Annotated in this window: 28 protein-coding genes and 1 tRNA gene; 24 read left to right on the top strand and 5 right to left on the bottom strand. The window is 28.9% G+C overall.

The window, feature by feature from the left end; genetic code table 11:
- The first annotated feature begins 73 nt into the window (after positions 1–73).
- Genes AAH949_RS04955 through AAH949_RS04945 form a run of 3 tightly spaced genes read left to right on the top strand, consistent with a single transcriptional unit; the run spans position 74 to position 1,607 of the window.
- Positions 74–736, top strand: a complete 663-nt coding sequence (locus AAH949_RS04955) for a hypothetical protein (RefSeq protein ID WP_348518087.1) — start codon at positions 74–76, stop codon at positions 734–736.
- Entirely contained in the window at positions 733–1,218 is a 486-nt protein-coding gene (locus AAH949_RS04950) for a hypothetical protein (RefSeq protein WP_348518086.1), read from the top strand. Before AAH949_RS04955 ends, AAH949_RS04950 begins: the two co-directional genes overlap by 4 nt.
- The gene (locus AAH949_RS04945; RefSeq protein ID WP_348518085.1) at positions 1,218–1,607 is read left to right on the top strand and encodes a hypothetical protein; all 390 of its coding nucleotides are present in this window, start codon (positions 1,218–1,220) and stop codon (positions 1,605–1,607) included. Before AAH949_RS04950 ends, AAH949_RS04945 begins: the two co-directional genes overlap by 1 nt.
- A gap of 19 nt (positions 1,608–1,626) precedes the next feature.
- On the opposite strand, the gene AAH949_RS04940 is transcribed toward AAH949_RS04945, so the two are convergent.
- The gene (locus AAH949_RS04940) at positions 1,627–2,400 is read right to left on the bottom strand and encodes a sel1 repeat family protein (protein WP_348518084.1); all 774 of its coding nucleotides are present in this window, start codon (positions 2,398–2,400) and stop codon (positions 1,627–1,629) included.
- A 13-nt stretch (positions 2,401–2,413) separates the two neighbouring features.
- Positions 2,414–2,620 (bottom strand): hypothetical protein, encoded by a 207-nt coding sequence (locus AAH949_RS04935; protein ID WP_348518083.1) that lies wholly within the window; start codon positions 2,618–2,620, stop codon positions 2,414–2,416.
- Positions 2,621–2,764: 144 nt separating this feature from the next.
- Between AAH949_RS04935 and AAH949_RS04930 the strand changes: the two genes are divergently transcribed.
- The 16 genes from AAH949_RS04930 to AAH949_RS04855 all read left to right on the top strand — a co-directional run bounded on the left by AAH949_RS04930 (position 2,765) and on the right by AAH949_RS04855 (position 10,866).
- Positions 2,765–3,043 carry a hypothetical protein gene (locus tag AAH949_RS04930; protein ID WP_348518082.1) on the top strand — a complete coding sequence of 93 codons (279 nt, stop codon included), beginning with the start codon at positions 2,765–2,767 and terminating at the stop codon, positions 3,041–3,043.
- A gap of 396 nt (positions 3,044–3,439) precedes the next feature.
- The gene (locus AAH949_RS04925) at positions 3,440–3,607 is read left to right on the top strand and encodes a hypothetical protein (RefSeq protein WP_348518081.1); all 168 of its coding nucleotides are present in this window, start codon (positions 3,440–3,442) and stop codon (positions 3,605–3,607) included.
- 99 nt (positions 3,608–3,706) lie between these two features.
- Positions 3,707–3,934: a helix-turn-helix domain-containing protein gene (locus AAH949_RS04920; protein WP_348518080.1), complete on the top strand. Its 228-nt coding sequence runs from the start codon at positions 3,707–3,709 to the stop codon at positions 3,932–3,934.
- A 1-nt stretch (position 3,935) separates the two neighbouring features.
- The gene (locus AAH949_RS04915; protein WP_348518079.1) at positions 3,936–4,781 is read left to right on the top strand and encodes a YqaJ viral recombinase family protein; all 846 of its coding nucleotides are present in this window, start codon (positions 3,936–3,938) and stop codon (positions 4,779–4,781) included.
- Between the two features lies 1 nt (position 4,782).
- Positions 4,783–5,712 (top strand): recombinase RecT, encoded by a 930-nt coding sequence (locus AAH949_RS04910; protein WP_348518078.1) that lies wholly within the window; start codon positions 4,783–4,785, stop codon positions 5,710–5,712.
- 50 nt (positions 5,713–5,762) lie between these two features.
- A complete protein-coding gene (locus tag AAH949_RS04905; protein WP_002810092.1) occupies positions 5,763–5,924 on the top strand; it encodes a YlcI/YnfO family protein in 162 nt (53 codons plus the stop codon).
- Between the two features lie 129 nt (positions 5,925–6,053).
- Complete coding sequence (locus AAH949_RS04900) at positions 6,054–6,794, top strand: Rha family transcriptional regulator (protein ID WP_348518077.1); 741 nt, start codon at positions 6,054–6,056, stop codon at positions 6,792–6,794.
- A 3-nt stretch (positions 6,795–6,797) separates the two neighbouring features.
- Positions 6,798–7,484 carry a hypothetical protein gene (locus AAH949_RS04895; RefSeq protein WP_348518076.1) on the top strand — a complete coding sequence of 229 codons (687 nt, stop codon included), beginning with the start codon at positions 6,798–6,800 and terminating at the stop codon, positions 7,482–7,484.
- Positions 7,462–7,737 carry a hypothetical protein gene (locus AAH949_RS04890; protein ID WP_348518075.1) on the top strand — a complete coding sequence of 92 codons (276 nt, stop codon included), beginning with the start codon at positions 7,462–7,464 and terminating at the stop codon, positions 7,735–7,737. The genes AAH949_RS04895 and AAH949_RS04890 overlap by 23 nt, the downstream gene beginning before the upstream one ends.
- Positions 7,738–7,768: 31 nt before the next feature.
- Positions 7,769–8,377: a hypothetical protein gene (locus AAH949_RS04885; RefSeq protein WP_348518074.1), complete on the top strand. Its 609-nt coding sequence runs from the start codon at positions 7,769–7,771 to the stop codon at positions 8,375–8,377.
- A gap of 2 nt (positions 8,378–8,379) precedes the next feature.
- The gene (locus tag AAH949_RS04880) at positions 8,380–9,060 is read left to right on the top strand and encodes a hypothetical protein (RefSeq protein ID WP_348518073.1); all 681 of its coding nucleotides are present in this window, start codon (positions 8,380–8,382) and stop codon (positions 9,058–9,060) included.
- 35 nt (positions 9,061–9,095) lie between these two features.
- The gene (locus tag AAH949_RS04875) at positions 9,096–9,308 is read left to right on the top strand and encodes a hypothetical protein (protein WP_348518072.1); all 213 of its coding nucleotides are present in this window, start codon (positions 9,096–9,098) and stop codon (positions 9,306–9,308) included.
- The gene (locus AAH949_RS04870) at positions 9,295–9,549 is read left to right on the top strand and encodes a hypothetical protein (protein ID WP_348518071.1); all 255 of its coding nucleotides are present in this window, start codon (positions 9,295–9,297) and stop codon (positions 9,547–9,549) included. The genes AAH949_RS04875 and AAH949_RS04870 overlap by 14 nt, the downstream gene beginning before the upstream one ends.
- Complete coding sequence (locus AAH949_RS04865) at positions 9,539–9,943, top strand: DUF3310 domain-containing protein (protein WP_348518070.1); 405 nt, start codon at positions 9,539–9,541, stop codon at positions 9,941–9,943. The genes AAH949_RS04870 and AAH949_RS04865 overlap by 11 nt, the downstream gene beginning before the upstream one ends.
- A 15-nt stretch (positions 9,944–9,958) precedes the next feature.
- Complete coding sequence (locus tag AAH949_RS04860; RefSeq protein ID WP_348518069.1) at positions 9,959–10,630, top strand: pentapeptide repeat-containing protein; 672 nt, start codon at positions 9,959–9,961, stop codon at positions 10,628–10,630.
- Entirely contained in the window at positions 10,627–10,866 is a 240-nt protein-coding gene (locus tag AAH949_RS04855) for a helix-turn-helix domain-containing protein (RefSeq protein ID WP_348518068.1), read from the top strand. Before AAH949_RS04860 ends, AAH949_RS04855 begins: the two co-directional genes overlap by 4 nt.
- Here the strand turns inward: AAH949_RS04855 and AAH949_RS04850 are convergent.
- From AAH949_RS04850 to AAH949_RS04840, 3 genes are all read right to left on the bottom strand, one after another.
- Entirely contained in the window at positions 10,793–11,992 is a 1,200-nt protein-coding gene (locus AAH949_RS04850; RefSeq protein WP_348518067.1) for a tyrosine-type recombinase/integrase, read from the bottom strand. The genes AAH949_RS04855 and AAH949_RS04850 overlap by 74 nt on opposite strands.
- A gap of 198 nt (positions 11,993–12,190) precedes the next feature.
- Positions 12,191–12,276 (bottom strand) — tRNA-Leu (locus tag AAH949_RS04845).
- Between the two features lie 35 nt (positions 12,277–12,311).
- The gene (locus AAH949_RS04840) at positions 12,312–12,650 is read right to left on the bottom strand and encodes a F0F1 ATP synthase subunit C (RefSeq protein WP_134238692.1); all 339 of its coding nucleotides are present in this window, start codon (positions 12,648–12,650) and stop codon (positions 12,312–12,314) included.
- Positions 12,651–12,898: 248 nt separating this feature from the next.
- Between AAH949_RS04840 and AAH949_RS04835 the strand changes: the two genes are divergently transcribed.
- Genes AAH949_RS04835 through pckA form a run of 5 tightly spaced genes read left to right on the top strand, consistent with a single transcriptional unit; the run spans position 12,899 to position 20,392 of the window.
- Positions 12,899–14,251 (top strand): sodium-dependent transporter, encoded by a 1,353-nt coding sequence (locus AAH949_RS04835; protein WP_134238691.1) that lies wholly within the window; start codon positions 12,899–12,901, stop codon positions 14,249–14,251.
- A gap of 9 nt (positions 14,252–14,260) precedes the next feature.
- Complete coding sequence (locus AAH949_RS04830) at positions 14,261–15,598, top strand: sodium-dependent transporter (protein WP_134238690.1); 1,338 nt, start codon at positions 14,261–14,263, stop codon at positions 15,596–15,598.
- A gap of 8 nt (positions 15,599–15,606) precedes the next feature.
- Positions 15,607–16,950, top strand: coding sequence for a sodium-dependent transporter (locus tag AAH949_RS04825; RefSeq protein WP_348518066.1), 1,344 nt, complete (start codon positions 15,607–15,609; stop codon positions 16,948–16,950).
- A gap of 50 nt (positions 16,951–17,000) precedes the next feature.
- The gene (locus AAH949_RS04820) at positions 17,001–18,791 is read left to right on the top strand and encodes a biotin/lipoyl-containing protein (protein ID WP_348518065.1); all 1,791 of its coding nucleotides are present in this window, start codon (positions 17,001–17,003) and stop codon (positions 18,789–18,791) included.
- 26 nt (positions 18,792–18,817) lie between these two features.
- Positions 18,818–20,392 carry a phosphoenolpyruvate carboxykinase (ATP) gene (gene pckA, locus AAH949_RS04815; protein ID WP_134238687.1) on the top strand — a complete coding sequence of 525 codons (1,575 nt, stop codon included), beginning with the start codon at positions 18,818–18,820 and terminating at the stop codon, positions 20,390–20,392.
- Positions 20,393–20,400: the final 8 nt, after the last annotated feature.

The following is a 20,400-nucleotide window of genomic DNA, read 5'->3' as shown; positions in this document are numbered from 1 at the left end:
GGAATATTTTTTGCTTAATTTTGTAAACTTTGGTTGTGTTAGTGTCGATATAATAGAAAATTAGGAGATTAAAATGGATAATTCAAAACTAGAAAATAGAAAAATAATAGATGTGTGTGATTTATTTGTAACTTTTAAAAATAATATAGAAAGTTTATTTTCTCTAATTCAAATAGATAGTGCAAGTCCGAAAATAGAAAGACTGCCTACTTTTAATATTCCGCAAGAAATTAAAGATCTAGAACCGAATTTAAGACATCAGCCTACTTATAGACTTAAATTTGAAAATATAGACACTAATATTTTTTTAGGTGATAATATCATAGGCTTTGATTTATTTAAAAAAGATAATAGTTTTATTTTTAAAGTTTTAGAATCTATTGGAAATGAAATTGAATCTATATCTAGAATAGGAACAAAAAGAGTATTTAATGTAGACTCTATTAAAGATTTTTTAACCATAAAAATTAAAGATAAAGATTGTTTAGATTTTCTTTCGAATATCAAATTAAGAGAAGAACATGACGATAATGTATGTTTTGTTACAATAATCAATAAAACATTTAATAAAACATTTGATAAAATAACATTAGATAAAGAGAAACAAGGTTATATTATGGAAATTATTGCAGCTTGTGAAAAAATAAGCAGTAGTGGTTATGATGATTCAATTTGTGAAAAAATTAATGAATTATATAAGTTGCAAGATAATAAAATGGACGAGATGAATTTATGAATAATATGAACAATTTAATTGCCTTAACTTCTGTGGTTTTAATTTTAACATATTCTTCTACTAGTGCGTATTTGTCAGATAATTCTATTTTATCACAAAAAACAAATACAATGGAAAATTATATTTTATTACAAAAAACAAATACAATGGAAAATTATATTTTATTACAAAAAACAAATACAATGGAAAATTCTATTTTATTACAAAAAACAAATACAATGGATAGTGAAGAAGGAAATGAAATCGATGTTAAAAATTATGAAATTCAATATTTAAGTAATCTAATAATCAAAGCAACTGGATATAACATTATGTCCATTGGTAAATTTGAAGATGATATAGAAAATAAAATCGGTCTTGTTTTTAATATGGATTTGACAAACGATATAGATGTAGATGAGCTAGAAGAGATAAATAAAAAAGCATATGAAGTATTTTCACAAAAAAAATATTTGTATATTGATTCATTAATGGTCTTATGATGAATTTTAAACATGAAGACACCCTTGACTATAAGTATAACAATCATCTTGAAATTGCCAAAGATTTGTTTCAATTTGCTGAAAAATGCTTAGAAAAAAACGATAATATTTCTTTTAGAATGGGTATTGGAAGATTATATTATGCCTTTTATCATAAAATATTACATGAAAATGAAGAAAAACTTAAATCAAAAGAGTCAAAACAGATGCACTGGCATTTGTTTAATAACAATGGATTGCCTGAACACTATCGAAAGAGTTTATTACTTTTGCAAAAAATGAGAAAGTGGGCAGATTATCAAACTGAAAGCCACGAAAAAGAAGTAAATATCAGAAATTTGTTAGCCATTTGTCAAAGAATATTTGAAATATCTATAAAAATTAAATAAATGTACAAACTGCAACTTTTCAATACCCCATCATTCTTTTATATCCATCGCAACCGTATTGATAACCACCATCACAAGCTAAGCCATAGTATTTTTTTGCTTGTTTAAAATCAACTCTTACGCCTTGTCCGTTTTCATAAAAACCACCCACAGCTCCACAACTTACACTATCTTTATATTTGTCGCATAAAAGTTTTAAATTTAAAAAAGCTTGTCTTATATTATCAGGTTCTAATAGCAAATAAGCAGAATTTTTTTTGCATAAGCACGGCATCTTTATCGTATCACTCTCTAATTTGCCATTAGAGTATGCTGGGCAACCATTTCCGTTAAGAAATATTGAAATAGTATTTCGTTTTTTAAGCGCTTTTAATTCTTCTATGATTTTCTTATCATTAGTTTTACTAAGTACATAGTCTATTACCTCTAAAGAGTTTTTAAAACTATTAAATGAAATTAAAGAATTAAGTTCTTTATTACTACTTGGTTGAGCGATTTCTATGATAATACCTACATTATTTAATATTTCAATTAAATTAAATATATTTTCCTCAAATTTAAAATTACCATCTATAATAAAGTTATTATAAATATATAAACAAGCTTTTTCATCTCTAGCATTACAATCAGCAACAGCTTTTTTATATTTTTCTTCTTCTGAAAGATTTAAATTTTTATTTTTATAAATATCTGCATATTTTTCTACATATAAAAATATTTCAGCTTCTTTTTGTTCGCAAACATCAGTGCCAAAAGCATAAATACCTATAAGTAAGGCTAGTAATATTCTCATTTAAAACCTTACATTAGTAACCATAAGTTCCATAATTATAATTATATTTTGGCGGTTCTACTGGCTTTGGGTTGTAAAAACCATTATTATCATTTCTATATCTAATATAAGGTTGCACCACTTCTCCATTTTCTTTTACATATCCATCTACAATCTCGCTTGTGTATGCAAAAGCTACTGTATTGAAAATAAATAGACAGCATAAAAATACTTTTTTCATTAAATAAGCTCCTTAATTTTCGTTTCAAAAATTATACCACAAAATAAAAATACATTTTGTATTCTTTTTTAATATTATTTTAAGCTTACAATTTGTATACTTACATCAACAAAAATAAATAAAACAAAACAAAAGGAATTAAAAATGAATAAAATCACTCAAAACCTATCATCAAACGCACACACGCCTTTAAATGGAGTATGTGACAAAATGGGTTTTATAAATATTTACGATGGTTTAGAGTATTACGCTCACGCTTTGGCTGATATGGTAAGAGGTGACACAGATGAAGGCAGAGATAACGAAGATATCATCAACGGCGAAACGCTTGAAAAATCAGCCCTTATAGCAAATATGATTTATGATTTTTTAGAGCAAAACAACCCTTATGAAAAACTCAATTTTAAATACGAAAGGGTTTAAAGGTTTAACAAGTCCTTTAAAAAGGACTTTCTTAAGCTTTTGACCGCTTGGAAATTAAGCTTTATTGCTAATGTTCTTTTCTTTGCTTTTGCTTTACCCACAAAGTGGGACGGGGGCTTTAGTAAAGCGGTTTTATACGAATTTATTTCGGATAAAACAATAGCAATAATTATAGCGGAAGGGTTAGCGAGTTATCCACAAACTTGGCTTAGAATTATTGTTTATAGTGCTATTTTTAAAAGTTTTCTTGCACTTTAAAAACGACAGAAAACACAAATTTCTTAAATGAGGCAATAGCAAACGCCATGCACTAAACTTAGTCTTATCCTTGATTAACATTCCTTTTGTTTAAAAAACTCCTATTGCCTCTTTTAAGAAATTTTAAAAGGAGTATCAATGAAAGGTTTGATTTTAAATGATGAAGTAAATATTAGCTTATCAAAGCAAGATTATAAAAAATTCATCAGCGACTACAAAAAAGTAAAACAAGAACTCAACAAATACAAAATGCGTTGCGAACTTTTAGAGATTGAAAGGCTTGATTATGAGAAAAAGAATACTTAAGCTCATCTCAAAATGGCTTTTAGCTTTAATGCTATTTATCATTTTTTTAGCCCCTTACATTGTTTTAGCGGCTTTAAATTTAAACTAGAAAGGTTAAAAATGGTTACTTCACAAAGTCAAAAAAGAAGAGTTTTAAACATACTTTTAAGTAAGGGTTGCGTGGATAATTTTTATTGTATCGACGCAAGGATAACAACAAGGCTAGGTGCTTATATATGCGATTTTAGAAAAGCAGGTTTTATCATCGAAACAGTTAGAAATAAAGAAAGTAGGAATACTTGGTATTACTTAAAGAAAAAACCAAAAGATTTTAAAAAGGCGGTTTAAAATGAATTACAAAATCATAAATTTAGAACAAGGTAGTGATGAGTGGTTAGAGTTTAGAAAGGATAAAATTTCAGCAAGTATAGTGCCTTTTTTACTAAAAGCTAAAGGTGCTTACAATCCTTTTTTGGAAGCAAATGACTTTACAAAAGAAAAAATGAAAAATGGCTTAGAATTAGAAAACTCAATAAGAGCAATAGCTGAATTTAAGTATTTTACAGATATTAAGCCTATGGTTATACAAAGCATTGATGAGCCTTTATTTATGGCTTCACTTGATGGCATAGATGAAAGCGGTGTGATTTATGAGTTTAAGTATTCTAATAGCGAATATAATCAGATCTTAGAATTTCAAAAACCAAGTGAAAAATATTATTTTCAAGTCCAGTTTCAACTCTTTGTAAGCGGTGCAAAATACGCTATTTTTGGCGCGATGAATGAAAGTGGAGAGTATGTAGACTGCAAAGTGTTATTAGATGAAAGCTTTGCAAAACATCAAGTGCCAAAATTAAAAGAATTAGCACCAAATATTGAAAAGATAGCCGAAAGTGAAAGAAAAAAGGCTAAAAAAGATGATTATAAAGAGCTAGAGATTGAAAAAGCTAGAAATTTGGCATTAGAAATTATCCGCTTAGAAGAAACGATTAAGCCTATTAAAGAAAAGCTTGAACTTACCAAAAAAGAATTTATAGACTTAGCAAATGGTGAAAAAATATCTTGCTTAGGTGTCAAAGTTTATCCACAAACTAGAACTAGCATTGATTATAAAGGCTTTTTAGAATTTAAAAAGCTAGAAATTCCACAAGAATACAAAAAACAAAGCGTAAGCTGGTGCGTTAAAGGAGCATAAAATGAGTAAAGAAATTGTGAGTTTAGAAACAAATACAGAACTAAGTAAAAATGAAAGCAATGTTAATTTTTTGCTAGATGAAAAGCTTGAGAATGAGTTAAGATTAATAAATGAGAAATTTAACACGCCTGATAATAAGGTTATGCAAGTTTTAAGAGATAATCAAACCGTATCTTTTTTAAAGATTAAAAATCTAGTAAATGCAGGACTTAGCACACTTAATAATGATTTTTATATCTATCCTATGGGGAATGATATAAACATAGTGCCAAGTTATATGGGGCTTGTAAAAGTAGCTATCAATGAAGCTTTAAAGCGTGGCTATGAAGTTATAGTTAAAAGTGATACTTTACCACAAAATGCAAAAATAACGCTTTTAACCGAAAATGAAATCGATAGCTTAAGCATAAGCAAAAATCCGCTTGATAATTCTATTAATGGGGCTTATGCTTTAATTTCTATTATTAAAAATGGGAATTTGCTTTATAGAAAAGCTGAAATTTTAAACAAAGAACAGCTTGAAATTATTAAAGGAAAAACCTTTTCAAAAGGTGGAGTTTATAAAGAATTCCCCGAAGAAATGGCTAGAAAATCGGCAATAAGAAGAGCGATAAAGCATATTAATTATTTTATCAAAAGTGATGTTTTGGATAATTTAATCAGCCTTGATAATGAAAATTATGATTTTTCAAATAAAAATCTTAACGCACTTGAAAGCAAAAAAAACCAAATTCAAAACAAAGCTAATGAATTAAAGCAAGATAAAGAAAGCTTGATGATTAAGCTTGAAAATTTAGGGCTTAAAAAAGATGAAATGAGAGAGTTTGCATCTTTTACAAAGCTAGATGAGAACAGAATCAAAGATTTTTTAAATGATGATGAGCTTTTAGAAAATGCCTTAAAGGGTTTTTTAGAGAATAAAAGTGCTTAAAATTTAAAGCACTTTTTGATAAAATTCAAAAATTTAAAGAAAGGAGTAATATGGCAGAAGAGAAAGAAAGTAAAGGAAGTTATAATTTACAGATTAAAATTCCAAATGAGCTAAAAGACAAACTAGAAAAAAAAGCTGAAAAAGCTGGAGTGTCTTTAAACCAGTATATAATGTATCTTTTTATTGATGATATTAAAAACGAACGGATTTAAAATCCGAGCGTTAATCTAATTTCAATGCTATATCATTATTATTTTTATGAAAAATAATTAAATAGTATTGACAAATCATTCTTAATATAATATTATTTCAATAATTAAACATTGAAAAAGGATTATATTATGAATGATTTAGTTTATTCTTTAAATGGCGGTTTAGTTACAGACCAAAATAAAATTTCTACAATATCTAAAGTAGATATAAATTCCATACAAAGACTTATAAGAAATTACAAGCAAGATTTAGAATGTTTTGGGGAACTAGGCTTTGAACTTCAAAAAATAGCAAAGACTAACAAAAAGATTTATTTCTTAAACGAACAACAAGCAACGCTACTTTTAACTTATATGAAAAATAGCGAAAGTGTAAGAAACGCTAAAAAAGTTTTAGTTTTTGCTTTTTATCAAATGAAAGAAAAGCTTAGAAGTCTAGAACAAGAAAAAGAAAAAGCGAGATTTAAAGCCTTATCCAGTGAAAATCAAAGACTAAATTCTTTAAACCATCACCAAAAAATCGGTTACAAATCTCAATTGGCACAGCAAAAGGAAAAATATGAGAATAAAATCAAAGCCCTTAAATACGACTTAGAAAAGAAAAAGCAGTTAAGTTTTAAAAGAAAGCTTAGCGTAGATGAGCTTATAGAACTTAGAAAAATCTTAGCTAAGGATTATGATATTGTTTGCTTTAGAAAATGGGAATATATGTTATTTGCTGAAAGTGTTTCAGTGAAAAATTACAAATTAGAAAAAGCAAATGATTTTTTTATTTACAAAGATATAAAAGATAAATTTAATTCTAAATTAGACTATTGGCAAAACCGCGATGAATACGAAGAAAAATGGAAAAAAATATTAAGGAGATAAATAATGTTACCAGCATTTAAAGCAAGTTATGATGTGGCTAATTATGCCCCAAGTGTAGAGTATTTAAACGAAGGTGGGCTTTATAGCGGAGTTTTCCGCAAAGCCTTTTTATATGAAAAAATGGCAAATGATGGTGGAATGAATACCTTTATTTGTTTTGAGTTTTTAACAAGAAAAGAAAACAAATTAGCCACTTTTAATCTTTTTGTCGCAAAGAATAATAATAGCAGTTATATTAACAAAAACGGCGAAAATGAAAACTATTTAGGCTTTAGACAATTAAACGCTATGATGATACTTTTAGGCGTTGAAGAGTTTAATTATAGTGATAAAGGAAGCGAGAATGTTTTTAATGATAAGCTAGAAGTAACTTATCTTAATGAGCTTGTTAATAAGCCTTTGATTTTAGGTTTTAGCACTGAGGAATATACAAACAAAAACGGCGAAATTCAAAATAAAATCTTTTTAGATAGGATTTTTAATATCAAAATGCAAAGTCTAGAAGAATTCAAAGAAAATAAAGAAGCCTCAAGCATACATTATTTTAAGCCAAAACATAAAGCTTTAGCGAACAATCAAACGCAAAAAATCACCCCAAAAGAAAAACAAAGTTATGACCCTTATTCTATAGAAAAAAAGGAAAGTAAATATATCGAAGTGAGCGAAGATGATGAAGAGTTGCCTTTCTAAAACAAGACTTAGTGCAATCGTCCCTTTTAGCGAAAGAAGGGCTGCTTTGATTAATTTTGCAAAGAAAAATGGCTTTGTTTTAAAAAAGTATAAATACGAAAGAGGACTTTGCTATTTTGTGAGCAAAAAAGAGCTTAAAGCTTTGCTTAGAGAATTTGAAAATAGCAATAAAAACAATTTTTATTTTAGTGGCTCATACCCACTTCAAAAAGCATTTGAAGAAGTGAAAGAATTTTTAAAGGATTTAAAATGAAATTAAAAGACTTTGATTTAAGGAAATTAAAATGGAATTAGATTTAAAAGAAATTACTGAATATTTAGTAAGTAATATTGAGAAAAGTTGTAATCATTTATTAGTTATGAGTAAACCTAAGTTTAAATCTACTAATCATTATGACTTCATAGTAGAAAGCTATATTAGTCCTACTAAGAAAGGAACATATAAAATAGAATGTTATATTTTAGACCATAATAAAGATGATACAACTTTTGTTATTAATGTAGATGAAAGTAAATTCATAGGTGGAGACTTCGAAGAGAATGCTTACTTTAGTTATCAATTAAATGATAATACAACTAAAGAAGATATCTTTAAATTCATAGATGGCCTAATAACAAACTACCCTTTCTTTGAAAGTGATGGGTTTTTTAAAATACTAGAAAAAAGAAAAGAATATTTATTAAAAAGACTTAGTAATTCTTTTAAAGATTTAAGATGGTTAGATAAAGAAGATTATTATCCACTAATAGACTCATTAAGTCCATTTATAGATAATAAACAAATAAAATATCTAATGGAATATACTAGATTTGTTAAATCTAAAGAGGATTATATTATTTATTTAGAAAAACAATTAGTAGAAAAAGAAAATAACAATCTAAAAAAGGATTAAGAATGACAAAAAAACAATTTAATGAAATTAAAGAACAATTAAAAGTATGGAGAGAAGAGAGACATTTAACTTATAAAAACCAACGAAAAGGTTTTCTAGGTAATGTTTTTGAAGAAATAAGCGAGTATTTCAGAGCTAAAGACGATTTAGAAAGAATTGATGCTTTGTGTGATATAGCAGTATTTTGTTTTAATGTAAATAATATTAAGTATTCTAATTATGAATGCTTTGTTAGATCAAATAAAGTCGAATTTGATGATTCTGAAATAATTTTAAAAATAAATTCTATTATTATTGGTAGAGTAAAATTTAATACAGATTTTGTTAGAATAGCATTAGATACTTTAATAGCATTATTATATAAAAAATGTGAAGAATTAAAATTTGACTTTTACAAATGTATGGAAGAAACCATCAAAGAGATTTCATCACGCACAGGCAAATATGATGAGAGTATAGGAAAGTTTGTTAAAGATGAAGGAGCTTATAGCATAGATGAAGCTATAAAAGAAGCAGTTAAAAAATTTGAAGTGTTAAATAATACTACTAATTGTGCTTTATTAAAAGAAAATAATAATTTTTGGTATATAAAATGCGAAGATGGTTATAAAGGTAGATACGAAGAAATTGCTATTAAAAAATGGCATAAAGCAGATTATGAAAGTTGTAGGGTTGAAAAATGAGATTTTTCTTATAAATAATTTTTTTATTTTTAATATTGTTTGCAATTTATAGTGATAAAGCAAATCAATTTTTTTGGTTTTCTTTGCTCATTGTATTTTTGGCTTATTTCATATTATTTGAAGCGTTAGACTTTTTAGAAAAAAGAAAATCAAACATTGTTATTATTAATGTTGAAGGTGATTTGTATGAAATGATAAAAAATAATAGAAAAAATTCGCAAGATGAGATTAAAAATGAAAGCAGATAAACAAGTCATAGAAAAATCAAATGAAATTATTTCAAATCTAAGATTTAAAGATTTATATTCTTTAGAAGATAGATTGAAAGAAAATGAAATATTTGACTACTTACTAAGTTATCACTATGAAATGGATACTAAAAGCAATATTTTAGCTCTTGTGAAGGATATTAAAAATTGCAATGAGTTTTTAAATATTGTTTTAAAAGATTTAATAAAGAAAAATAGGAGTTTGCATAATGCAAGATGATTTAGTTAATAACCCTAAACATTACAAAAATTTTGGATTTGAGAGCATTGATTTAATCGTTTGTGTGATTGAGTTAATGCCGATTAAAAATATGGCTTTTCATATAGGAAACGCTATTAAATACACACTTAGGAGCAAATTTAAAGGCAACGAGATACAAGACTTGTCTAAGGCGAGTTGGTATATCACGCACTGCAAAACTTGGGTGCAAGATAAAGAATTTTCAATTTTCGAGCAAATAGAAGTGATGAAGTATTTAAGTCTTGTTTCTAGGAAAGATTTTAAGCTTTATATTTTACTTGTAAATATAGTAACTTTCGCATTAAACCCAAGCCAAAGGAACTTTAATGCATTAGAAAAGAATATTAAAAGATATATTAAAGAGAAAGTTTAAAAAAAGGAAAACAAAATGAAAATACAAGACATATCAGGCAAAGTGATTTATGAAAATGAAAATATTCAGTCTTTAGAAAAGCTTTTAATAGAATGTGCAGAAAAAAGGATAAGTTTGCAAAATGCAGATTTTCGCAAGCAAAGATTTAACGCAATTATTTTTGAAAATTTAGATTTAAAAGGGGCTGATTTTTCAAACTCAAGCTTTGAGTGTTGCGATTTTATAAATTGTAATTTATACGAAGCTGATTTTAGTAATTGTATCTTAAAATTTGATATTTTCAAAAACAATCTTTGCACTAAAACTATTTTTGATAATATTAAGCTTGAGATGATTGACCCTTTAGAATTTCACAACACTTTTTATCAGTGTAGCTTTAAAAAGGCTGATTTTAATGATTGTGATTTTAGGTATTGCTCTTTTGAAGAATGCGATTTAAATGAGGTGATAATTTGCAATGTTTTAGGCGATATGAAGCAAATTTGCTCTTTGCAAGTTGATAGCTTTAAAATCGCTTTTACTAAAGACATTATCGCCATTGGTTGTAAAAACGAAAGCTTAGATTGGTGGAAAAAGGCAAGTGATGATTTAATCAAAGATGAAAGAAACAACTACTCGCAAACTTGGAATGCTTATAAAGATATTTTATTTAAAATTATTGACATTAAATTTGGAGGTTTAAGATGATAAAATTACAAATAGGGGATTTTTATACGAGAAAAGAACTAGCAAATATATTACAAGTTAGTCAGCCAACAGTCCATAAATATGCCAAACAAGGTAAATTCAGAGAATTTAAACAGCATAGAAATTGCACGGGCTTATATCCAAAAAAAGATATTGAAGAGTTTATAAAAAAATATTTTTCACTTGCTGATTTAAATTTGCAATCTCATTTAGATAATCACCCCACCACTGCATAAGAATAGCTTTCTCTTTTAAATTTAAAGCGTGATTATAAGCTGATTTTATTTTATTCTTTTCTACATGAGCTAAACACAATTCTATAATATCGCTACTCATTTTATGCTTTTCTCTATTTTCATGGGCTAGGGTGCTAAACATTGCGCGAAAACCATGTGGAGTAAAATCATCATTTGAGTAGCCCATTCTTCTAAACATTGAACGAATGGTATTATCGCTTATAATCTCACTTTTACTTCTTAAGCTATAAAACAAATATCCAGTATTGATGCTCATTTGTTTATATCTTTCGAGCATATAGACACATTGGGAATTTAAAGGTATGGTGTGAGCTTTTTTCATTTTCATATCTTCTTCTGGTATATACCAAAGCCCTTTTTCTAAGTCAATATCACTCCATTTTGCACTTCTTATACTAAAACTTCTTTGTGCAGTTAACAAAGACATCAAAGACGCTACTTTTACACTAATATAGCCATTATAATTAACTATATTATCTATTAATATTTTAATTTCTTTCGTTTCTAAAATAGTAGCATGATTTTTACTTGCTTTATTGATAAGCAAATCTTTTCTATTTAAATTTAACATGGGGTTTGTTTTTATATATTCTTTCATAACTGCATGGCGAAAAATCTCATTTAAAAGAGTAAAAAATTTATCTGCACCTTCTTTTATCTTCTCTTTTCTAAATTTTTCAAAGCTTTTTAAAATATCTTTTATTTGTAATTTATCTAATACAATATCTCCATAAATCCCAAAAGCAAATCTTTGCAAATAACTCATATAGCTTTTATAAGTTTTTTCACTTAATTCTAGTTTTTTAAACTCCATTTTTTCTAAAGCTAAGTCTTTAAATGTAATATCGCTTTTTTGATGTATGCTATCATTTTCTACTAAATTTACTTTTAAATCATCTCTTTGCTTTCTAGCGTTGGCAAGACTTAGAGTAGGGTATTCCCCTAGAGTTAGTCTTTTGTATTTTAAAGTTTTAGGGCATTTATAATTAAACATAAAAGTTTTTTTACCACTTGGATAAACACAAAGAAGTAAATTATCAAAATCGGCAATATAATATTTTTTATCTTTGGCTTTCAAAGCCTTTATTTTAGTATCATTTAGCATTTTTATTCCTTTAGGTCAATAAGGTCAATAGTAAAATTTATTGAAGTCAATAAAAAAGTCAATAAAAAATATTTGTAAGTATAGTCAATTAAAATAAATTAAAAATAATCTAAAATAACATAGTATCTAACAAAGCCTTATTTTATAGGTAAGTAAAAAGAGTTAAAATAAATTTAAAAGAATTAAAAATAAAATAAATGGTGCGGTTAGCGAGATTTGAACTCGCACACGCTGAGCGCACCACCCCCTCAAGATGGCGTGTCTACCAATTCCACCATAACCGCATTAAAAAGTAGCCCAAAAAAAGGGCTAAGAAATATTAAGCAAATTTTATAAAAGGATTTGCATAAAGCGCTATAAGAGCAATTACAAGTGCGTAAATTACTTGTGCTTCAATCATCGCAAGTGCAATAAACATAGTAGTCATTAATTTACCACCTAAACCCGGATTTCTTGCAGTTCCTGCGATAGTAGCCGCTGCAGTGTGTCCCATACCTATAGCGCCACCAAGTGCTGCAACACCAAGCCCTAATCCAGCTGCTAAAACTGAAAACGCTTTGATCCATACATTCATAGACTCTAATTCAGTTGGCTGTACATTATCAGCACCAAATGCCATAGCTGCTAAAGCTAATGTTAGAAATACAATTTTTTTCATTGTAAAATTCCTTAAAAATATTTATTTTTTGGTTCTTGAGTAAAATTCAGTTCGGCTTGCGTATCCCTACTTAAGAATCCTTACTAAAAATCAAAGTTGTTATTATAATATTTCTTAGCTTTATTTTTTTTGAAACAAATAAAATGTTTCAAGTGGTAAATTTTGCTTGATTATTTAAAAACTTTTAATGGGCTTTTCAAGTTTTTTTAGCTTAAATTTATATTTTGATTAAAATTAAAGGTTTTAAATTGACTTCAAAATTCTCAAAAATAGGTTTTGTCTTAGCTGTTGCAGGTAGTGCAGTAGGGCTTGGTAATGCTTGGAAATTTCCTACACTAGTGGGACAAAACGGCGGTTCAGCTTTTGTTCTTTTGTATTTGCTTTTAACTTTAGGCGTTGGTTTTGTTATATTTTTGGCTGAACTTAGCATTGGAAAACTCAGCGAAAAAGATCCAGTAAATGCTTATTATACCCTTGCGCCAAAAAATAAAAAAGCTTGGTCTTTGGTTGGTTTTTCAATGATAGGCGCAATTTTAATTGTTTCATTTTATAGTGTAATTATTGGTTGGATAGTTAAATATGTTTATTTAAGCTTTTTTACCTTACCTAGCGATATTGCTGGAGCTGGAGCTTTATTTGATGGGCTTTTAACTCAAGATGTTTTATCTCAATTTATATGTTTTACTTTTGTCTTTGCTGTGGTTTTTTTCGTAGTATCAAAAGGAGTAAAAAGTGGTATTGAAAAATTAAATGTCTGGATGATGCCAAGTTTGTTTATTTTACTCATTTTAATGCTTGGTTATTCTTTTAGCATGGATGGTTTTTCTAAGGCAAGTGACTTTTTATTTGCTCCTGATTTTTCAAAGCTTAATACAAGCTCTATTTTAAGTGCGCTAGGGCTTGCGTGTTTTAGTTTGTCTATAGGTGTTGGTTCTATTATAACTTATTCTGCTAGTTTGCCAGATCGGACAAATTTTATTGCAAGCAGTATTAATATTATTATTATTAATATTATTATAGGCATTATGATGGGGCTTATTGTTTTTACTTTTATATTTGAATTTGGAGGTAATCCAGCACAGCAAGGGCCAGGACTTATCTTTGTTTCTTTGATGAGTTTATTTTCTCATATTGAGCCTATTGGTTTTTTACCTTTAGGTAATATCTTAGCCATTGCCTTTTTTATCGCTTTATTTTTTGCTGGCATTACTTCAGCAATCTCTATGATAGAGCCTTTTGCATTTTATTTAATCAATTCTTATCAAATTTCTAGAAAAAAAGCTTTGATTTTAATAGGCATTGTGGTTTATATTTTGGGTTCTTTATGTATTTTATCAGGTATTGAAGGAAGTAAAGAATTGTTGACATTTTTTGGAGCGGGATTTTTTGATATTTTAGATTATATTGCTTCAAATTTCATGATGCCTTTAGGCGGACTTTTTGGGGCTATTTTTGTTGGTTTTGTGCTTAAAAAGCAAGCTTTGCAAACTTTGTTTAATCCTTATCTTAAAGGAATTTGGTTTGAAATTTGGTATTTCTTTTTAAGATTTATTGCGCCTTTAGCAGTAATTATCATTATGATACAAAAAATCTTTTTTTAAGGCTAAATTATGAAAGAAAAATTTTCAAAAATAGGTTTTGTCTTAGCTGTTGCAGGTAGTGCAGTAGGGCTTGGTAATGCTTGGAAATTTCCTACGCTGGTGGGACAAAATGGTGGCTCGGCTTTCGTTGTAGTGTATTTGCTTTTAACCTTAGGCGTAGCTTTGGTTATATTTTTGGCTGAACTTAGCATCGGGAAACTCAGCGAAAAAGATCCAGTAAATGCTTATTATACCCTTGCGCCAAAAAATAAAAAAGCTTGGTCTTATGCGGGATTTTTTATGATAGGGGCTATTATTTTAGTTTCTTTTTATAGCGTTGTGATAGGCTGGATAGTTAAATATGTTCATTTAAGCTTTTTTGCTTTACCGCAAGATGCTGATTTGGCTGCAAATGTTTTTAACAATCTTTTAAGCAATGATATTTTATCTCAATTCATATGTTTTACCTTTGTATTTGCTGTAGTTTTTTATGTGGTATCAAAAGGAGTAAAAAGTGGTATTGAAAAATTAAATGTTTGGATGATGCCAAGTTTGTTTATTTTGCTCATTTTAATGCTCGGTTATTCTTTTAGCATGGATGGTTTTTCTAAGGCAAGTGACTTTTTATTTGCTCCTGATTTTTCAAAGCTTAGTGTTAATTCTATCCTTGATGCTTTAGGGCTTGCATTTTTTAGTATGTCTTTAGGGGTTTGTGTTATTTTAACCTATGCAGCTAGCCTACCAGATCGCACAAATTTTATAGCCAGTGCATTTAATATTATTATCATTAATACTGTTGTGGGTTTAATGATGGGGCTTATTGTTTTTACTTTTATTTTCGAATTTGGTGCCGATCCTTCTCAGCAAGGTCCAGGGCTTATATTTATTTCTCTAGCAACACTTTTTGCAAAACTTGATTTTTTAGGCAATATCCTAGCCATTGCCTTTTTTATCGCTTTATTTTTTGCTGGCATTACTTCAGCAATTTCTATGATTGAGCCTTTTACATTTTATTTAATCAATCGTTTTGAAATGTCACGCAAAAAAGCTTTGATTTTAATAGGCATTGTGGTGTATTTTATCGGTTCTTTATCTATTTTTTCTTTTTATGCGGATACTAAAGAATTATTGACATTTTTTGGGGTGGAATTTTTTTATATTTTGGATAAATTTATACAGAATTTATGGATGCCAATTTCTGCTCTTGTGACGGCTTTTTTTGTAGGTTTTGTGATAAAAAAAGAAGGTTTAAGAATTCTTTTTGCTCCTTATATGAATGTATTCTTTTTTGAGCTTTGGTATTTCTTTTTAAGATTTATTGCACCTTTAGCAGTTGTTATCATTATGATACAAAAAATATTTTTTTAAGGCAGTAAGTGAGGGAAAAATTTTCAAAAATAGGTTTTGTTTTAGCAGTTGCAGGTGGTGCCGTAGGACTTGGTAATGCTTGGAAATTTCCAACTTTGAGTGCTGAAAATGGTGGTTTTGTATTTGTGCTTTTATATTTGCTTTTTACTTTAAGTATAGGTTTTAGTATATTTTTAGCCGAAATTGCTATGGGAAGACTCAGTAAAAGCGACTTGGCAAATGCTTATTCTACTTTAGCACTTAAATATTCAAAACAATGGCGTTTTGCAGGTATTTTTATGTTGGGTGGAATTTTTGTTCTTTCGTTTTATTTAGTCATTATGGGCTGGGTGCTAAAATACATGAGCACAAGCTTATTTTATTTGCCACATAATATACAAGAGGCTGCTAGTAATTTTGACCATCTTATAAAATACGATTTAAGTAGCTCAGTTGTATTTTTTAGTATTTCTTTTATTTTGACACTTGCTGTGGTTTCAAGAGGGCTAATTAAAGGTATAGAAAAGCTAAATATTATCATTATGCCCAGTTTATTTTTAATGCTTGTTTTTATGTTGCTTTATTGTATGAGTTTTGAGAATGGATTATCAAAGGCTTTTTTTTATCTTTTTTATCCTGATTTTTCAAATTTTAATCTAAGTTGTATTTTAGAAGCTTTGGGTCTTGCATGCTTTACACTTTGCTTGGGGATAGGTTGTATTGTTACTTATTCGGCAGCTTTAGATAAAAAAACCAATTTTATTAAAAGTTCAGTTTTTATCGTGTTTGTCAATATTTTTATTGCTTTAATGATGGGGCTTATTGTTTTTACTTTTATATTTGAATTTGGTGAATTAGATCCAAATGTGAAACAAGCCGGCATTGTTTTTATTTCTTTGATGAGCTTATTTAATGAGCTTGGAATTTGGGGAAATTTTTTGGCTTTTTATTTTTTCTTAGCTTTATTTTTCGCAGGTATTACTTCGGCTGTTTCTATGATAGAACCTTTGGTTTTTTATTTGATTAATAATTATAAATTTTCAAGATTTAAAGCTTTGTTTTTTATAGGATTTTTTGTTTTTTGCCTAGGAATGCTTTGTATTTTATCTTCAAATGCAAATTTTTCTTCTTTTTTTAGTATTTTTGGTTTTGATTTTTTTACAATTTTAGATAAACTTAGTTCGAATTTTTTATTGCCTTTAGGAGCGATAGCAAGCTCAATTTTTGTAGGATTTTTTGTAAGTCAGACAAGAATTTATAAAGTGTTTTCTAAATTTATGAGTCGTAAATTGTTTACACTTTGGATTTTTTTCATACGCTTTATTTCTCCTGTGGCTATTATTATTGTGATGTGTTATTATTTTTTTGTATAATTTTGTTTTTGGTATTGATTTTTGGATACAAACTTTAGAAAAGGAACATTATGGCTAAAAAATTTATAGATGTGATGGACACCACTTTTAGAGATGGTTTTCAGTCTGTTTATGGTGCAAGGGTTTTAATGGAGGATTTCTTTCCTGCAGTTGAAGCGGCGAAAGAAGCTGGAATTACACATTTTGAATTTGGTGGTGGTGCGAGATTTCAAAGTCTTTATTTTTATTTAAACGAAGATGCTTTTTTGATGATGGATAAATTCCGTTCTATTGTTGGAAAAGAAGCAAATTTACAAACTTTAGCAAGAGGCGTAAATACTGTAACTTTAGATACTGGCAGCAAAGAGCTTATCGATTTGCATGCGAAATTATTTGCAAAACATGGTACAACTACAATAAGAAATTTTGATGCTTTAAATGATGTAAATAATTTAAAATTCAGTGCCGAGTGTATTAAAAAACATGGTTTAAATCATGAAGTGGTTATTACTTTGATGGACTTACCGCCACATTGTAAAGGTGCGCATGATGTCCCTTTCTATGAAAGAATTCTCAAAGAAATTTTAGAAGCCAATATACCTTTTGATAGTATATGTTTTAAAGATGCTAGCGGAACTTCAAATCCAAACAAAATTTATGAAACCATTAAAATGGCAAGAAAAATTTTACCACAAGATACACACATAAGACTTCATACTCACGAAACCGCAGGGGTTAGTATAGCTTGCTATCTAGCTGCTTTAGAAGCTGGAGCTGATGGCATTGATTTGGCTGCAAGTCCTGTAAGTGGCGGAACTTCTCAGCCTGATATTTTAACGATGATGCATGCTGTTAAGGGAAAGGATTACGATTTAGGCGGACTTGAAGAAGAAAAAATTCTAAAATATGAAGAAGTTTTAAAAGAATGTTTAAGTGATTATTTCTTACCGCCTGAAGCAACTATGGTTAGTCCTTTAATTCCTTTTTCTCCTATGCCAGGAGGAGCCTTAACTGCTAATACTCAAATGATGAGAGATAATAATATTCTAGATAAATTCCCAGAAGTGATTAAGGCTATGCGTGAAGTTGTAGAAAAAGGTGGTTTTGGAACTTCTGTAACTCCAGTTTCTCAGTTTTACTTTCAACAAGCTTTTAATAATGTGATGTTTGGAAAATGGGAAAAAATAGCTGATGGATATGGCAAAATGGTACTTGGATATTTTGGTAAAACTCCGGTTAAACCTGATGAAGAAATTGTTAAACTCGCCGCAAAACAGCTTAACTTAGAACCTACAAATGAATTAGCTGTTGATATTGCAGATAAAGACGAAACTAAAAGCATAGCCTATACCAAAGCCTTGCTTGAAAAAGAAGGCATAGAAACAAGTGAAGAAAATATTTTCATTGCTGCTGCATGTAAAGAAAAGGGCATAGCGTTTTTAAAAGGTGAGGCTAAAGTAAATGTAAGAAAAGTCAGTCAAATGCCAAAAGCAATTAATGCTGATGAGAATAAATTTACCGTTTCGGTTAATGGTAATAAATACCATGTTGAAGTCAGTGCCGGTTTTGATAAGGCGGTGAATATTAAAAATGTAAAAAAAGCTTCAGGAGAAGTTGCTCAAGAAGAGAAAAAAATTCCTAGTCAAGAAAATGCAGATTGTATTGAAGCAAGTATGTCTGGGAATGTATTTAAAATTCTTGTCAATGAAAATGATAGTGTAAAAGCAGGGCAAGTTGTTTTTGTGCTTGAAGCTATGAAAATGGAAATAGAAGTCAATGCGCCAAAAGATGGTATTATTAAAGAAATTTGCGTAAAAACAGGCGATAGTGTCAGTGAAGGGCAAGCTTTGGCTTTATATTAATAATATAAATTAACAAGGAAGAGAATATGAAAGATTTTGATAAATTAGGTTTAGAAAATCCCAAGAATATATTTCATAACTTAAGTTATGATGAGCTTTTAAAACATGAAATTGACAATAAAGAAGGCGCATTAAGTGATAATGGAACTTTTGCAGTAGATACGGGGATTTTTACAGGTAGAAGTCCTAAAGATAAGTATTTTGTTAAACAAGATCCATCGCAAAAATATATGGCTTGGGGAAAGGTAAATCAAGCTATTAATGAGGAATTATTTGAAAAATTATTAGCAAAGGCCAAAAAACAGCTTAGTAATAGCGATATCTATATACAAGATGCGTATTGTGGTGCTAGTTTAAAAAGCAGAAAAGCGGTGCGTTTTGTAACTCAAGTTGCTTGGCAAGCACATTTTGTTAAAAATATGTTTATTCGTCCAAAAGATAGCGAACTAGATAGTTTTACTCCTGACTTTGTAGTATATAATGCTTGTAAATGTGTAAATGAAGATTATAAAGATGATGGATTAAACTCAGAAGTTTTTGTAATCTTTAATATAGAAAAAAATATAGCAGTAATTGGTGGAACTTGGTATGGTGGCGAGATGAAAAAAGGAATTTTTTCTATGATGAATTATTGGTTGCCACTTGAAAACAAACTTTCTATGCATTGTAGTGCAAATGTAGGAGAAAAAGGAGATGTTGCACTTTTCTTTGGTTTAAGTGGCACGGGTAAAACTACACTTTCAACTGACCCTAAAAGAAAACTTATAGGTGATGACGAGCATGGCTGGGATGAAGAAGGTGTTTTTAATTTTGAAGGTGGATGTTATGCAAAAACCATTAATTTAGATCCAAAAAACGAGCCTGAAATCTATGGTGCGATAAAACAGAATGCACTTTTAGAGAATGTAGTTTTAAGAGATGATAAAAGTGTGGATTATAGCGATGCTTCAAAAACCGAAAATACGAGAGTTTCGTATCCTATTGAGCATATAGAAAATCACGAACCAAGTTTAAAAGCAGGACATCCAAAAAATATTATTTTTCTAAGTGCTGATGCTTTTGGGGTTTTGCCTCCTGTAAGCAAGTTAAGTAAAGAACAAGCAATGTATTATTTTTTAAGTGGTTATACGGCTAAAGTGGCTGGAACAGAACGCGGTATTACAGAGCCTCAAGCAACTTTTTCGGCTTGTTTTGGAGAGCCTTTTATGCCACTTCATCCAACTGTTTATGCAAGATTGCTTGGAGAAAAAATTGATAAGCATGAAGTAGATGTTTATCTTGTAAATACCGGTTGGAGCGGTGGTGCTTATGGTGTCGGCAAAAGAATGAGTATCAAAGCGACTAGAGCTTGCATTGATGCAATATTGGATGGAAGTATTAAAAATTGCGAATTTGAAAATTATGATGTGTTCAATTTGGCTATTCCTAAGGCTTTGGAAGGTGTGGAAACTACTCTTTTAAATCCTATGAATACTTGGTTAGATAAAAATGATTTTATTGCAACAAGAAATAAATTAGCAAAAATGTTTAATGAAAATTTCAAACGCTATGAAGATGTAAAAGAAGGCGTAGAATACAGTAAATTTGGACCTAAAATTTAAGGCAATTA

It is taken from the genome of Campylobacter sp. CCS1377, assembly GCF_040008265.1.
Taxonomy (GTDB): domain Bacteria; phylum Campylobacterota; class Campylobacteria; order Campylobacterales; family Campylobacteraceae; genus Campylobacter_D.
The sequence above is the reverse complement of the archived record's forward strand: the minus strand, read 5'-3'. Positions and strand labels throughout refer to the sequence as shown.